Here is a 15,102-nt window from a genome sequence, read left to right on the forward strand (position 1 = left end):
TCAGCCCCCGATCACGATACGGCGGACACCCTGCCACCGGGCGGGGTCCGTGGTCCGCCGCCCGTCGACGAGGATCTTCACGTCCGGCAGGTCCGCGGCGGACAGCTCGCGGTACTCCGCGTGGTCCGCCTGCAGCACCGCGGCGGTGACCGTCTCGCCGCGGTGCGGGGTGAGGCCGAGCGCGGTGAGTTCGTCGGTGGTGTACATCGGGTCGGAGACGTACGGCACCGCGCCGCGGGCCTTGAGGGCCTCGACGGTCGGGAAGACGCCGGAGAACGCCGTCTCCTTCACGCCGCCGCGGTAGGCGGCGCCCAGCACCAGGACGGAGACGTCGGTGAGGTCGCCGTAGCCGGCGGCCAGCAGGTCCACGGCGTACTGCGGCATCGCGACGTTCGCCTCGCGGGCGGCGCGTACGACGGTCGCGTCCGGGTCGTTCCACAGGTACATCCGCGGGTAGATCGGGATGCAGTGGCCGCCGACGGCTATGCCGGGCTGGTGGATGTGGCTGTACGGCTGGCTGTTGCAGGCCTCGATGACCTTCTTGACGTCGATGCCGTGCTGGTCGGCGAAGCGTGCGAACTGGTTCGCCAGACCGATGTTGACGTCGCGGTACGTCGTCTCGGCGAGCTTGGCCATCTCGGACGCCTCCGAGGTGCCGAGGTCCCACACGCCGTTCGGCTGCGGCAGGTCGGCGCGCTCGTCGAAGTCCAGCACCTGCTCGTAGAAGCGCACACCGGCCTCGGTGGACGCCGCGTCGATGCCGCCGACGAGCTTGGGGTACTTGCGCAGGTCGGCGAAGACCCGGCCGGTGAGCACCCGCTCCGGGGAGAACACCAGGTGGAAGTCCTCGCCCGCGGTCAGGCCGGAGCCCTCCTCGAGCATCGGCGCCCAGCGGGTGCGGGTGGTGCCGACCGGCAGCGTCGTCTCGTACGACACCAGGGTGCCGGGCTTGAGCCCCTTGGCGATCTCCTTGGTGGCCGCGTCCATCCAGCCGAAGTCCGGCACGCCCTCCGCGTCCACGAACAGCGGCACGACGACGACCACGGCCTCGGACTGCGCCACCGCGGCGGCGGTGTCGGTGGTGGCCGCGAGCAGGCCGGCCTCGACCGCCGTCTTGAGCTTGATGTCGAGCTCGTACTCGCCCGGGAACGGCTCCGTTCCGGCGTTCACGAGCTCGACGGTCTTCTCGTTGACGTCGGCGCCTATGACTCGGTGGCCCTTGGCGGCGAACTGCACGGCCAACGGCAGACCGATCTTGCCGAGGGCGACGACGCAGATGTTCATGGACTACTTCCTCTTGGGGCTGTTCCGCCGGAGGAGCCGGCGGGCGTAGTGCCGCAGCTCCGCGACGGGCGAGAGCGACGGCGGGTTGAGCGGGCCGGTGTCGACCACGAGGCGGCCCTTGGCGTTGCAGTGCATGGCCGCCCGGTAGGGGTCCGTGTCACGCCAGCGCCGGGCGGACGGCAGCGGCAGGTCACGCACCTGGAGGGGGATCTCGTAGATCTTCCCGCCGAGTTCAAGGTAGAGCCGTACGCCGGGCTTCGCACTCCGGGCCTGCAGCGGGATGCGGGCCTCGACGACGGTCCCGGAGCGGTCCGGGAGTTCCGTGCGGACGAACTCCCCGGTCACCTGGGGGATCTCGGTCCGGTCCGGGAGCCGGCGGGCGCCGGGCTTGTCCGCGGAGCCGGGCATGGGCTTGCCGGCGAGGGCCAGCACGGCGGAGCCGGTGTCGCCCACGACCGGGACGCTCACCCGGAACGTGGCGGCCAGCTCCTCGCCCCGCTGCTCCCAGCCCGCGGCCAGCAGCCGCGTGCGCTTCGCGAGGCGGCCGGGGACGGCCTCGGACAGCGCGAAGACCTCGTCGCCCAGCCCGGGCCGGCCGTCGCGGAAGCCGGGGTAGCGGGCGTACGCGCGGTCGCCGTCGGCGAAGAACACCGGCGAGCCCTCGCGGCTCTCCTCGGTGATGGCCTCGGCCAGCTCGTCGATCAGACCGTGCCGCGCGAGCGTCACCCGGGCGCGCTCCTTGACGGGCATCCGCTCCAGGATGCCGGGGGTGAGGTACGCGTCGGCCAGCTCCCCTATCCCCGCGCAGAGCCGGCGCTGCAGCTCCGCGTCCAGCCCGGGGAAGTCCTTCTGCACCAGCTTCGCCAGCTCCCACGTGAAGTGGCGGCGCAGGACCGCGTCGCGCTCCTCGCCGGGCTCGATCAGGCCGGCGGTGTGGTGCATGATCTTCGCCGTGCAGGCGAGGCGCGCGAGGTGGTCGGCGCGGTAGGTGATGTTGCTGGCGTCCCCGCGCTTGACCGCGTAGTAGTACGTGTAGTCGGCCAGCACGGAGATCTTGGCGGCGCGGACGCACGCCTCGATCGTGAACGGCTGGTCGCTGCCGACCGGCAGGTCCTCGGGGAAGCGCAGCTTGTGGTTCTCCACCAGCTCGCGGCGGAAGAGCTTGGTGTTGGCCAGCGTGAACGGCAGCGCCGAGTCGTACAGGCTGATGTCCGCCTGCGGCTCCTTGTACAGCGCCTGGTGGACGTACCGGCCGTTGGTGCCGACCATCTTGCCGATCACGACGTCGCTGCCGTGGGTGTCGGCGTACTCCACCATCCGCTTCAGGGCGTCCTCGCCCAGATAGTCGTCGGAGCCGATGAAGTACACGTACCGGCCGGTCGCCGCCTCCAGCCCCGCGTTGCACGGGGCTGCCGGGCCGCCGGAGTTGGGCTGGTGGATCACCTTGACGGTGTCCGGGTACCGCTCCGCGAAGCGGTCGAGTTCCTTGCCGCTGTCGTCGGTGGAGCCGTCGTCCACGGCGACGATCTCCAGCCGGTCCCGCCCGATCGTCTGGCCGATCAGGGAGTCCAGGCACTCCGTGAGATACGGCATGGTGTTGTAGACCGGGATGACGACCGTGACATCGGGAGCGGCCGCGTTCATCTGACGGCCTCTGCGGCCTGCGAGAGCCGGATCGTCTCGCCCGTCGACGCGGACCGCAGCGTAGCCTCCGCCACCTCCACCGTGCGAAGGCCCTGGCTCAGCGTGACGATGTCGCTCTCCTTGCCCTCCACCGCGTCCCGGAAGCGCTCGTGCTCCACGAGGAGCGGCTCGCGCTTGGGGATGGCGTAGCGGATCATGTCGCCCTCGGAGACGCCGCGGAAGGCGCGCAGCGCCTCCCATTCGGTGTTGATCGCGCCGTTGGCGTAGAACGTGAGGTCGGCCGTGAGGGTGTCCGCCACGAAGCAGCCCTTGTCGCCGGTGACGACGGTGGAGCGCTCCTTGAGCGGGCTCAGCCAGTTGACGAGGTGGTTCGCCATGACGCCACCCGTCAGCATGCCCACCGCGGCGACCATGTCCTCGTGCGGGCGGCCGCTCTTGGAGACGGTGTGCGCCGCGATCGACTCGTACGTCCGGCCGGTCACCCAGCCCGTGAGGTCGATGTCGTGGGTCGCCAGGTCCTTGACCACGCCCACGTCGGCGATGCGGTGCGGGAACGGGCCCTGGCGGCGGGTGACCACCTGGTAGACCTCGCCGAGGTCGCCGTGCTCCAGCCGGGTGCGCAGGCTCTGCAGGGCGGGGTTGTAGCGCTCGATGTGGCCGACGCCGGCCACCAGGCCGCGCGCGTCGAACGCCTCGACGAGGTTGCGGGCCGCCTCGGCGGTGTGCGCCAGCGGCTTCTCGATCAGCGCGCAGACGCCGGCCTCCGCCAGCTTCAGCCCGACCTCCTCGTGCAGCGCGGTGGGGCAGACCACCACGGCGTAGTCCAGACCGAGGGCGATGAGCTCCTCGACCGTGGGGACGACGGGCGCGCCCTGGGCGACGCCGTGCTGGTCCCCCATCGGGTCGGCGACGCCGACGAGGTCGACCCCGTCCAGTCCGGCGAGCACGCGCGCGTGGTTGCGGCCCATCGCGCCCAGGCCGATCAGTCCGGCCCGCAGGTTCTTCGCGCTCACTCCGCGTCCCCCAGGGCGTTCACGGCGGCGGCGATGCGCTCCAGGTCCGCGGCCTCCAGCGACGGGTGCACCGGGAGGGACACGACCTCCGCGGCGGCCCTCTCGGTCCGCGGCAGGTCCCAGGTGCGCCCGGCCTTCTGGTCCGGCTCCCAGTACGGCTTGAGGCGGTGGATCGGCGTCGGGTAGTACACGGCGTTGCCGACACCGGCCGCGGTCAGCCGCTCCTGGGCGGTGTCGCGGTCGCCGGTGATCCGGACGGTGTACTGGTGGTAGACGTGCCGGGCGCCCTCGGCCACCGGCGGGGTGACCGCGCCGGCGGTGATGTGCTCGTCGAGGTAGGCGGCGTTCGCGCGGCGCTGCTCGGTCCAGGCGGGCAGCCGGCCCAGCTGGACGCGGCCGATCGCGGCGGCGACGTCGGTCAGCCGCATGTTGGCGCCGACGATCTCGTTGGCGTACCGCTGCTCCATGCCCTGGTTGCGCAGCAGCCGCAGGGTGCGGGCGATCTCGGCGTCGGCCGTGGTGATCATGCCGCCCTCGAGCGAGTGCATGTTCTTCGTCGGGTAGAAGCTGAAGCAGCCCGCCGTACCGAAGGCGCCGACGGGGGTGCCGCCCAGCGCCGCGCCGTGCGCCTGGGCGGCGTCCTCCACGACGGCCAGCTGGTGCCGGCCGGCGATCTCCATGATCCGGTCCATCGCGGCGGGGTGGCCGTACAGGTGCACCGGCATGATCGCGGCGGTGCGCGGCGTGATGGCCGCCTCGACGGCCGCGGGGTCCACGCAGAACGAACCGTCCTCGATGTCCACGAAGACGGCCTCGGCGCCGACCAGCCGCACGGAGTTCGCGGAGGCGGCGAAGGAGAACGACGGGACGATCACCTCGTCGCCGGGGCCGATGCCCAGCGCCATGAGGGTCAGCTGCAGGGCGGACGTACCGGAGTTCACGGCGACGCAGTGGCGTCCGGCCACCAGTTCGGAGAACTCCTCCTCGAACGCGGCCACCTCCGGCCCCTGCACGACACGGCCGCTGCGCAGTACGCGTACAGCGGCCTCGATCTCCTCTTCCCCGATGACCGGCCGGGCAGCCGGAATGGGGTGGTCGTGAGGGGTGGACATGGGTGCGTCTCCTTCTTCGGCACCAGGGGCGCGTACGGCGGCTCGTTGGGGCCTCGCGCTCCGGGAGGACGTCCGGCGCGGATCTGCGCCCCGTGGGGCTCCTGGGCCCACGGCCCGGGATGTTACATGAGTTTAATGGCCCGGCCCGACCCCGTTACATTAATGCTACTGGCGTACCTCCGGCCGCGCGGGTCGGCCCCGGTACCGGGAACGGACCGGGCCCACGGGCCCGGCAGGGGTGCGTACAGCCTTCATCCGGCGGGGGTCCACCAGAACGAGACGCACCCCGCGCGCGAACGGGCCCGGGGACCGCGGTCCCCGGGCCCGTTGCGCGGGTGTCAGCTCTCCGTGGTCGCCGTGACCGTCGGGATCTGGTCCTGCTCGGCGGCCGCCGTCTTCTTGGCGGCCTTCTTCGCCGGGCGCTTGGCGGCCGTCTTCTTCGCGGTCGCCTTCTTCGCGGCGGTCTTCTTCTCCGCGGTGGCCTTGGTGGCGGCCTTGCGGGTGCGCTTCTTCGGCTGCTCGGCCTCCTCGGCCCCCGGCTCCTCGGCCTTCGGCTCCGCCACGGGCACGGTGATCTCCACCGGCTCGCCGTCCGCCGCCTTCGGCGGACCCGCGGGCGCCGACGCCTTACGCGTCACCCGGCGCCGGGTGCGGGCCGGCTTCTCCGGCTCCGGCTCCGGCTCGACTGCCGCGGGCACCTGCGGCTCCTCGGCCTTGGGCGCCTCGGCCTCCGCCACGGGAACCGTGATCTCCACCGGCTCCGCGGCCGCCGCCTTCGGCGGACCCGCGGGCGCCGACGCCTTACGCGTCACCCGGCGCCGGCCGCGGCGGCCCGCCGCGGCGGCTGCCTCCGCCTCCGCGGGGCTGGAGTACAGCTCCTCGTCCGGCGCGAACGCCGGCTCCGCGAGCCGCTGGGGCTCGGCCGTCTCGGCGAGGACCTCGGCGGCCGTCTCGTGCCGGTGGCCGTCGTGCTGGTCCAGTTCCTCCGGGGCCTGCGACGCCTCGTGCACCTGCTGCGGGCCGGACCTGTCCTTCTTGTCCTTGCCGCCCTTGCCCTTCTTCTTGGCACCGCCACCGCCGCCGCCGGCGGCCGTCGGCTGGTCCATGTGGACGATGACACCCCGGCCGTTGCAGTGCACGCACGGCTCGGAGAAGGACTCCAGCAGGCCCTGGCCGACCCGCTTGCGGGTCATCTGCACCAGGCCCAGCGAGGTGACCTCCGCGACCTGGTGCTTCGTACGGTCGCGGCCCAGGCACTCGATCAGGCGGCGCAGCACCAGATCGCGGTTGGACTCCAGCACCATGTCGATGAAGTCGATGACGACGATGCCGCCGAGGTCGCGCAGCCGCAGCTGGCGGACGATCTCCTCGGCCGCCTCCAGGTTGTTGCGGGTGACGGTCTCCTCGAGGTTGCCGCCCTGACCGGTGAACTTGCCGGTGTTGACGTCGACCACGACCATCGCCTCGGTCTTGTCGATCACCAGCGAGCCGCCGGACGGCAGCCAGACCTTGCGGTCCAGCGCCTTCATCAGCTGCTCGTCGATCCGGTACGTGGCGAACACGTCGACCTCGGACGTCCACTTCTCCAGCCGCCCGGTGAGGTCCGGGGCGACGTTGGAGACGTAACCGTGGATGGTCTCCCACGCCTTGTCGCCGCTGACGATGACCTTCTTGAAGTCCTCGTTGAAGATGTCGCGCACGACGCGGACGGTCATGTCCGGCTCGCCGTACAGCAGCGTCGGGGCGTTGCCGTTCTTCGCCTTCTTCTGGATCTCCTCCCACTGCGACTGCAGCCGGTGGACGTCGCGGGTCAGCTCCTCCTCGCTCGCGCCCTCGGCGGCGGTGCGCACGATGACGCCCGCGTCCTCGGGGACGATCTTCTTGAGGATCTGCTTCAGGCGGGACCGCTCGGTGTCGGGCAGCTTGCGGCTGATGCCCGTCATCGAGCCCTCGGGCACGTACACGAGGTAGCGGCCGGGCAGCGAGACCTGGCTGGTCAGCCGGGCGCCCTTGTGGCCGATCGGGTCCTTGGTGACCTGCACCAGGACGGACTGGCCGGACTTCAGGGCGGACTCGATCCGGCGCGGGCCGCCGGACAGGCCGAGGGCCTCGAAGTTGACCTCACCGGCGTAGAGCACGGCGTTGCGGCCCTTGCCGATGTCGACGAAGGCGGCCTCCATGGACGGCAGCACGTTCTGGACCTTGCCCAGATAGACGTTGCCGACGTACGAGGTGGCCTGCTCCTTGTTGACGTAGTGCTCGACGAGGACGTTGTCCTCCAGCACGCCGATCTGGGTGCGCTCGCCGTTCTCGCGGACCACCATGACCCGCTCGACGGCCTCGCGGCGCGCCAGGAACTCCGCCTCGGTGATGATCGGCACCCGGCGGCGGCCCTGCTCGCGGCCCTCACGGCGGCGCTGCTTCTTCGCCTCCAGACGGGTCGAGCCCTTGATGGACTGGACCTCGTCCGAGACCTCCTTCGCGGAGCGCGGCTCGCGGATCTTGACGACCGTACGCTCCGGGTCGTCCGGCGAGCCCGGCTCGGCCTCGGAGTCGGCGGCCCGGCGCCGGCGGCGCCGACGGCGGCGGCTGGAGCTGCTGGAGCCGGAGCCCCCGGCGTGCTCCTCGTCCTCGTCGGCCTCCTCCTCGTCGGCCCGGTCCTCCTCGGACTCCGCGGCGGCCTCGCCCTCGGTGTCCTCCTCGTCCCGCTCCTCGGCCTCGGCGTCCGCGGACTCGCCGCGGCGACGGCGGCGGCCACCGCGCCGGCGGCGGCGCGAGGGACGCTCCTCGTCCTGGGCCTCGGCCTCGGCTTCGGCTTCGGCGGACTGCTCCTCCTCGGCCTCCAGAACCTCCTCGGCCTCCTCCTCCGGCTCCTCCTCGGCGGCGCGCCCCTCGGCCTCCTGCAGGGCCTCGGCGGCGGCGCGCTGGGGGGTCTGGAACTGGGGCTCGGTGAAGACCGGCGCCTGGAACAGGGACATCGACGCGACAGGGCGCGCGGCGGGGGTCTCCTCCTCCTTGGGCGCCTCGGCGGGCTCGGCGGCCTGCTTGAACTCCGGGGCGGCGGTCTTACGGGTGGCCCGGCGGCGGGTGCGCTTGGGGGCGGCGTCCTCGGTCTCCACCTCGGCGGCGGCCTCGGCGACGGGCTGCGGGGCCTCGGGCGCCTCGGCGGCGGCCGGCTGCGGCTGGGCGGCCTCGGCGGCGGGGGTCTCCACGGCCTGGGGCTCCGCCGCGGCTGTCTTACGGGTGGCGCGGCGGCGGGTGCGCTTGGGGGCGGCCTCCACGGGCTCGGCCTCCGGCGTCTCCTGCGCCTCCGCCTTCTCCGGCGCCTCGGCGGCGGCCGGCTCGGGCTGGGCGGCGGGGGTCTCGGGGACCACGCTCTCCGCGGCCTCGGCGCCCTGCGGGGAGCCGGCCGGCGCGCTGGCACGACGGGTGGCCCGGCGACGGGTGCGCTTCGGGGCGGCCTCGGCCGCCTCCGCCTCGGCGGCGGGCTCCGGCTCGGCGGCGGGCGACTCGCTCGGGGCCTCGGCAGCGGGCTCCGCGACGACGGTCTCGGCGGCCGCGGTCTCCGCGGACTGCGGGGAACCGGCCGGCGCGCTGGCACGGCGGGTCGCCCGGCGACGGGTGCGCTTCGGAGCGGCCTCGGCCGCCTCCGCCTGCGCGTCGGCCTGCGTGCGGTCGCTCTGGTCGGTCGTATCGGTCTGGTCGGTCTGATCGGCGGAATCGGCCACGCGGATCTCGCCCTCCCCGGTGTCGGTTGCGGCTGTGTCCACGGGCTGGTCGGTCTGCGGAGTGCCGGCGGGTGCGGTGGCCCGGCGGCGGCTGCGGCGCTTGGGCGCGGCCTCCGCGGCGGGCTCTGCGATGGGCTCCGCCTGAACGGCGGCCTCGGCCGCGGCCACAGGCTCCGCCGCCTCGGCGGCGGGCGTCTCCTCGGCCTCGGCGGCCTCCTGAGCAGGCGGTATGGCGGCGACCGGATCGTCCTTGGTCGCCGGCGTCACGGGCGGGCCGGCCGGCCGGGACGCCGCGCGGCGCCGACGGCGGGGCGGCAGCTTGTCGCCCGGGCTGTTGTTGTCGTCGATGCTGGCCCCGGAATCACGGTCCGTGGGCTCGATCGGTTCGAGCATGCGGGTGGTACTCCCGTCACGCTCCCGGGCGCCATGCCGCGACGAGGTCGGCGAGACCGTGGTGATGAGTCACGGTCCGCCGCCCGCGGCATGTGCGCCACACGGGAGCTGTTGTCTCGCTCGCCGGGCCCGCCGCCGTCCGTGACGGCTGCGGACCGGCGAAAGTCTGCTGGTCCATCGCGCCCGCCGGTCCCGGGTGGCTCCTGGTCTGCGGCTGGGCGTCGACTCCGTCCTGCCACGCAGGTCCGGCCCGGCGCCTTCGCGGCGGCCGCTCGAGTGCCGTGGTTCAGGCCTGAGCGGCGTCGCGGTCGGGCGCGAGCGGGTCGGTCACCGCGCCGGTCTCCTCATCGAGCGGCCCCTGCGCCAGCCTGGTCACCGCTGCGGGGACCGGCGGCGCCAGGTCGGCCACGGCGCGAAGGCCGGACAGGACGTCGTCGGGTCGTACGGCAGGTGTCACGTGCCGCACTACCAGCCGCAGTATCGCACAGGCACCCGTCGCGGGCATATCGGCCTGTGGACGGACGGCCTCCAGGGAGACCACGGCGCCGCGTGCGTCGAAGGCGCGCATCCCCTTCTTGGTCTGCCGCTCGACCTCGACGGACTCCGCCGCGAGGAAGGCCGCGACGGCCCGCTCGGCGGCCTCCGGCTCGACACCGTCCAGCCGGAGCTCCCATACGGAAGCCTCCAGCCGCTCGGCGAGGCCGGACGTGTGCGCCTCGACGGCGTCGGTGATGTCGAGGCCCTCGGGGAGGGACTCGTCGAGCAGCGCGAGGAGCTTCGCCGGGTCGCGCTGTTCGGCGAGCCCGATCTCGAGGTACTCGGCCTCGCTGCCGGTGCCGGTCGGGGCGGCGTTGGCGTACGAGACCTTCGGGTGCGGGGTGAAGCCCGCGGAGTACGCCATGGGCACCTCGGCCCGGCGCAGTGCGCGTTCGAACGCGCGCTGGAAGTCACGATGGCTGGTGAACCGGAGGCGGCCGCGCTTGGTGTAGCGCAGTCTGACCCGCTGCACCGTGGGTGCGGGCGGGGGGCCTTCGGGCTGTCGCTTGCCCAGGGGAACTACTCCTTGTGTACGGCGGTCGGGTCCGGGGCGTCGTCCTCCGCGTCGGCGGGGGACCGTGCACCCGGTCCTTCGTACAGGGTACGCGCCCGGCCCGGCCGCGGCTGTCCGGCCGTCGCACCCTGCACGGGGACGCTCAGCGGTGACGTCCCGGTTCCCGCACCGCCCCCGGCCGCCCGGCCTTGCCCAGGTCCACGGCCTGCGGGGGTACGGCGGTGAGCCGGCCGATGTCGGCGGCGGTGAGCGGGCCGGTGTCGGCGGCGGTGAGCCCAGCGGCGTCGGCGGCGCTGAGCCCGGGCAGGTCGGCCGCCGGTGCCACCGCCTTGTCGCGGGGTGCGCCGAAGAGCGCGACACGCAGGTCCCGCCGGGTCTGCCGGACGGTCTGCCGCGCGGTCGCCCAGGCGTCGCGTACGGCGTGCCCGGCCTCGCGCAGCACCCGCCGTACGGGGGCGAGCGCCCGGGCCGCGACCCGCCCGGCAGCTCGGGCGGCCGCCCGAGCGGCGCGGCCGGCGGGCCGTACGACGTACACCCATGCCCACCGGAAGGGCGTGACGGCCATGCGCCCCAGCCACTTCAGCCCCCGCCCAAGGGCCCGCGACAGGTACCCGGCCACCCGCCAGGCGACGCCGAGGGCGTCCCAGACCTCCCGCCCGACGATGACGATCCCCCGCCCGAGGGGCAGCAGCACCCACCGCCACAGCGCGAGGAGGGGCCAGACGAGAACCCGCCCCAGGAACCGCAGCGCCGCGACGACGCCGTGCCCGATGGGCGTCAGGACGACCCGGTAGAGCCACCCGAGGGGCGCCACGACGAGCGTCCGCCAACACCACGCGCCGACGGCCCCGATCCCTCTCGCGACGAGAACCACCCCAGCCCACAGCCATCCGGCCGGCACCACGACGAGCCACCGCACCAGCCACGCGATCGCGCCCCCCACGGCGCGCAGCGCCCACAGCACGCCGTGCCCGAGGGGGGTGAGCAGAGCGCCGTAAAGCCAACCGAGGGGCGCCACGACGAACGTCCGCCAACACCACCCGGCCCCGCGCGCGACGAGGACGATCCCGGCCCACACGGCACGCGCGGCAGCGGCGACGAGCCGCCCGACCCCGGCCAGAACCCACCACACCCCACGCCCGAGGGGCACGAGCAAGGAGGCCCACACCCACCGGACCGGAGCCACCACGAGCCACCGCCAGCACCACACCGCAGGCGCGACGACAAGCACCCGCCACACCCATCCGAGGCCGGCCACCACCCACGACACCGGCACGACGACGAAGACGCGCCCCAACCAGGCCAACCCCCGCCCCACAGGCCGCAGCACACTCCGCCGCACGGCCTTCGCCGCCAGCACCACCGCGTCCCACACCACCCGCACAGGCACGACAAGCACCAGCACGAAGATCCGCACCGGCACCCGCACCGCGGCGGTCAGGCAACCGCCCGCCGGTGCCGACCCGCCCATCTCCTGCGCCGACATGCCGCCCTCCCCCCGTTCCGAACACGACCCGTCCCGTAAGACGCGGCGCACCACGCCGCGCGTTCCGGGCGAGACCGGTCCGTGATGCGCACCGGAGCCGCGACGTCGGTCGACCTCGATGCCGGGCTCGGGAACCAGTTCGTCCGGGCCGCCGCGACAGCCCTTTCCGCCTGCCACGAAGTCCCAGTCCCTGTTCCGCCGCCGGAACGAACCCAGCACCAGCGCCGTCTCCCCCGGCCGCCCCTCGGACACCTCCAGCCGTCCCAGCTCCACGGGTTCCGCAGGTCACGCCGTGAGCACGCACACCGTGGGGTCACCCGTCGATCAGGCGGTAGGAGACAGTGCCGTCGGGGGCGACCTCCAGGGTGAATCCCCGCCCGCCGTCCGCCCCATCCGCGGTGACGACCACGGCCGTTCCGGGCTCCGGGAACTCGGACCCCGTCCCCTCGTAAGTGACGACGACGCCTTCGACGTCGCACTCGTACACGTTGAGGCCCGGCGGCAGATCGAGAACCGACACCTCACCGGCCTCCGGGCAGTCAGGCGGGGCCGCGCAACCGGCCATTGCCGGAGAACCCAGCAAGGCCACCGCCGCCACGGCGATATGGGCCCTCGCAACAAGCCGCAAACCGTTCCCTGCCACCGCGCCCACCCCCGGCGTCCGTCCAGACCGGAGGCGGACCGTTCACGCTCCGTGGCAGGAGAATAGGAGAGAACCGCCGTCGGCGTCCCTCGGCATGGGTCAGCCGGCGTACCGGTCCACGTCCACAACCTTGCACGCCACGTTCTCCGGGACCTCGTCAGGGCCGATCACCGACGTCCTCACCGTCTGGCCCGGAGCGACGGTCAGGGAACCTGTCACACCCTCAGAGAGGCGTGTCCCGTCCGGCACCGTGAACTCGACCGTTACGAAGTAAGTCGACGCTTCCGAACTGTGGTTGCGGATCTCCAGCCCGGCCGACGGCCACCGCGTCGCCGGATCCACGGTGCACGACGTGATCTTCACGTCGGCCGACGGTGGATGCTCCTTCTTCTCGGGATCCTCGGCCCACTCCCCGAGCCCGACCGCCAGCACGACCACGACGACGGCGATCACCGCGGCCGCAGCCCCGAGGCAGCCCCAAAGACAACCACGCCCTCGCGGTCGCCTCTGTGGCGGCGGTACGGCAGGCCCCCACTGCCCTGCCGGAGCGGGACCGGCACCCGGGCGCGGCCCCCACCGCGCACCGCCGGCCCCGGGCTCGCTCTCCGCCATCGCCTGACTCCTCCGCAGCCGTTACCGCCACGCTAGGAAGGCCGAGGGCCGCCCGCGAACCGGGGGCGGCCACTCAGGCGATGACTACGGGCATCCGCGCCCGCCTCAGTGCGCGTGACCGCCCGCCGCCGGCACGGCGTTCTTGACCGTCAGCGGCAGCACCTTCTTGCCCGTCGGGCCGATCTGGATGGACGTGTCCATCTGAGGGCACACCCCGCAATCGAAGCAGGGCGTCCACCGGCAGTCCTCGACCTCCGTCTCGTCGAGGGCGTCCTGCCAGTCCTCCCAGAGCCAGTCCTTGTCCAGGCCCGAGTCGAGGTGGTCCCAGGGCAGGACCTCCTCGTAGGTGCGCTCGCGGGTCGTGTACCAGTCGACGTCCACGCCGTACGACGGGAGCGTCGCCTGCGCGCAGCGCATCCAGCGGTCGTACGAGAAGTACTCACGCCAGCCGTCGAAGCGGCCGCCGTCCTCGTACACCGCGCGGATGACCGCGCCGATGCGGCGGTCGCCGCGGGAGAGTAGGCCCTCGACGATGCCGGGCTTGCCGTCGTGGTAGCGGAAGCCGATGGAGCGGCCGTACTTCTTGTCGCCGCGGATCTTGTCGCGGAGCTTGGTCAGGCGGGCGTCCGTCTCCTCGGCGGAGAGCTGCGGGGCCCACTGGAACGGGGTGTGGGGCTTGGGGACGAAGCCGCCGATGGAGACCGTGCAGCGGATGTCGTTCTGGCCGGAGGCCCTGCGGCCTTCGGCGATGACCTTCGTCGCCATGTCGGCGATCTGCAGGACGTCGTCGTCCGTCTCCGTCGGCAGGCCGCACATGAAGTACAGCTTCACCTGGCGCCAGCCGTTGCCGTACGCCGTGGAGACGGTACGGATCAGGTCGTCCTCCGAGACCATCTTGTTGATGACCTTGCGGATGCGCTCCGAGCCGCCCTCGGGGGCGAACGTCAGGCCCGAGCGGCGGCCGTTGCGGGTCAGCTCGTTGGCCAGGTCGATGTTGAACGCGTCGACGCGGGTGGACGGGAGGGACAGGCCGATCTTGTCCTCCTCGTAGCGGTCGGCGAGGCCCTTGGCGATGTCGCCGATCTCGCTGTGGTCCGCGGAGGAGAGGGAGAGCAGGCCGACCTCCTCGAAGCCGGTCGCCTTCAGGCCCTTGTCGACCATCTCGCCGATGCCGGTGATGGAGCGCTCGCGCACCGGGCGGGTGATCATGCCGGCCTGGCAGAAGCGGCAGCCGCGGGTGCAGCCGCGGAAGATCTCCACCGACATGCGCTCGTGCACGGTCTCGGCGAGCGGGACGAGGGGCTGCTTGGGGTACGGCCACTCGTCGAGGTCCATGACCGTGTGCTTGGACACGCGCCACGGCACGCCGGAGCGGTTCGGGACGACGCGGCCGATGCGGCCGTCGGGCAGGTACTCGACGTCGTAGAAGCGCGGGACGTACACGCCGCCGGTCTTCGCGAGGCGGAGGAGGAGCTCCTCGCGGCCTCCGGGGCGGCCCTCGGCCTTCCAGGCGCGGATGATCTCCGTGATCTCCAGTACGGCCTGCTCGCCGTCGCCGATCACGGCGCAGTCGATGAAGTCGGCGATCGGCTCGGGGTTGAACGCGGCGTGGCCGCCGGCGAGGACGACCGGGTCGTCGTCGCCGCGGTCCTTGGCCTCGAGCGGGATGCCGGCGAGGTCGAGCGCGGTGAGCATGTTCGTGTAGCCCAGCTCGGTGGAGAAGCTGAGGCCGAAGACGTCGAACGCCTTCACGGGGCGGTGGCTGTCCACGGTGAACTGCGGCACGTCGTGCTTGCGCATCAGCTCCTCGAGGTCCGGCCACACGCTGTAGGTGCGCTCGGCGAGGACGCCCGCGCGCTCGTTGAGGACCTCGTACAGGATCATGACGCCCTGGTTGGGCAGGCCGACCTCGTACGCGTCGGGGTACATGAGCGCCCAGCGCACGTCACATTCGTCCCACGGCTTGACGGTCGAGTTCAGCTCGCCGCCGACGTACTGGATCGGCTTCTGCACATGCGGGAGAAGGGCCTCCAGCTGCGGGAAGACGCTTTCGACAGGCATGGGGGTTTCCTCGTGGGTACGTGAAGGTGACCACCCAGAATAACCCGACCGGCGTCGTCCTCCCCCTTTACGCAG

Annotated in this window: 10 protein-coding genes; all 10 read right to left on the reverse strand. The window is 72.9% G+C overall.

The annotated features are described in order from the left end of the window. Positions 1 to 1,284 carry a nucleotide sugar dehydrogenase gene (locus tag AB0M28_RS21420; RefSeq protein WP_365407050.1) on the reverse strand — a complete coding sequence of 428 codons (1,284 nt, stop codon included), beginning with the start codon at positions 1,282 to 1,284 and terminating at the stop codon, positions 1 to 3. A 3-nt stretch (positions 1,285 to 1,287) separates the two neighbouring features. Beyond that, positions 1,288 to 2,928, reverse strand: a complete 1,641-nt coding sequence (locus tag AB0M28_RS21425; RefSeq protein WP_365407053.1) for a glycosyltransferase family 2 protein — start codon at positions 2,926 to 2,928, stop codon at positions 1,288 to 1,290. Then, complete coding sequence (locus AB0M28_RS21430; RefSeq protein ID WP_365407056.1) at positions 2,925 to 3,941, reverse strand: Gfo/Idh/MocA family oxidoreductase; 1,017 nt, start codon at positions 3,939 to 3,941, stop codon at positions 2,925 to 2,927. The genes AB0M28_RS21425 and AB0M28_RS21430 overlap by 4 nt, the downstream gene beginning before the upstream one ends. Then, on the reverse strand, positions 3,938 to 5,053 hold the full coding sequence (locus AB0M28_RS21435; protein WP_365407059.1) for a DegT/DnrJ/EryC1/StrS family aminotransferase: 1,116 nt from the start codon (positions 5,051 to 5,053) through the stop codon (positions 3,938 to 3,940). The genes AB0M28_RS21430 and AB0M28_RS21435 overlap by 4 nt, the downstream gene beginning before the upstream one ends. 338 nt (positions 5,054 to 5,391) lie before the next feature. Continuing rightward, the gene (locus AB0M28_RS21440) at positions 5,392 to 9,174 is read right to left on the reverse strand and encodes an Rne/Rng family ribonuclease (RefSeq protein WP_365407062.1); all 3,783 of its coding nucleotides are present in this window, start codon (positions 9,172 to 9,174) and stop codon (positions 5,392 to 5,394) included. 286 nt (positions 9,175 to 9,460) lie between these two features. After that, positions 9,461 to 10,183, reverse strand: coding sequence for a TIGR03936 family radical SAM-associated protein (locus AB0M28_RS21445; RefSeq protein ID WP_365407065.1), 723 nt, complete (start codon positions 10,181 to 10,183; stop codon positions 9,461 to 9,463). Positions 10,184 to 10,367: 184 nt separating this feature from the next. Continuing rightward, positions 10,368 to 11,711 carry a hypothetical protein gene (locus AB0M28_RS21450; protein ID WP_365407068.1) on the reverse strand — a complete coding sequence of 448 codons (1,344 nt, stop codon included), beginning with the start codon at positions 11,709 to 11,711 and terminating at the stop codon, positions 10,368 to 10,370. Positions 11,712 to 12,024: 313 nt separating this feature from the next. Then, the gene (locus AB0M28_RS21455) at positions 12,025 to 12,231 is read right to left on the reverse strand and encodes a hypothetical protein (protein WP_365407071.1); all 207 of its coding nucleotides are present in this window, start codon (positions 12,229 to 12,231) and stop codon (positions 12,025 to 12,027) included. Between the two features lie 222 nt (positions 12,232 to 12,453). Further along, positions 12,454 to 12,807 (reverse strand): hypothetical protein, encoded by a 354-nt coding sequence (locus AB0M28_RS21460; protein ID WP_365407074.1) that lies wholly within the window; start codon positions 12,805 to 12,807, stop codon positions 12,454 to 12,456. Positions 12,808 to 13,071: 264 nt separating this feature from the next. Beyond that, positions 13,072 to 15,027, reverse strand: coding sequence for a TIGR03960 family B12-binding radical SAM protein (locus AB0M28_RS21465; protein ID WP_365407077.1), 1,956 nt, complete (start codon positions 15,025 to 15,027; stop codon positions 13,072 to 13,074). Positions 15,028 to 15,102 lie beyond the last annotated feature (75 nt).

The organism is Streptomyces sp. NPDC051940 (genome assembly GCF_040680895.1).
In the GTDB taxonomy this organism is placed as follows: domain Bacteria; phylum Actinomycetota; class Actinomycetes; order Streptomycetales; family Streptomycetaceae; genus Streptomyces.

What these genes read in the sequence shown, in the direction of transcription:
- AB0M28_RS21435 (WP_365407059.1), bottom strand. Translation starts at nt 5,053, where the DNA reads ATGTCCACCCCTCACGACCACCCCATTCCGGCTGCCCGGCCGGTCATC.
- AB0M28_RS21465 (WP_365407077.1), bottom strand. Translation starts at nt 15,027, where the DNA reads ATGCCTGTCGAAAGCGTCTTCCCGCAGCTGGAGGCCCTTCTCCCGCAT.
- AB0M28_RS21450 (WP_365407068.1), bottom strand. Translation starts at nt 11,711, where the DNA reads ATGTCGGCGCAGGAGATGGGCGGGTCGGCACCGGCGGGCGGTTGCCTG.
- AB0M28_RS21420 (WP_365407050.1), bottom strand. Translation starts at nt 1,284, where the DNA reads ATGAACATCTGCGTCGTCGCCCTCGGCAAGATCGGTCTGCCGTTGGCC.
- AB0M28_RS21440 (WP_365407062.1), bottom strand. Translation starts at nt 9,174, where the DNA reads ATGCTCGAACCGATCGAGCCCACGGACCGTGATTCCGGGGCCAGCATC.
- AB0M28_RS21425 (WP_365407053.1), bottom strand. Translation starts at nt 2,928, where the DNA reads ATGAACGCGGCCGCTCCCGATGTCACGGTCGTCATCCCGGTCTACAAC.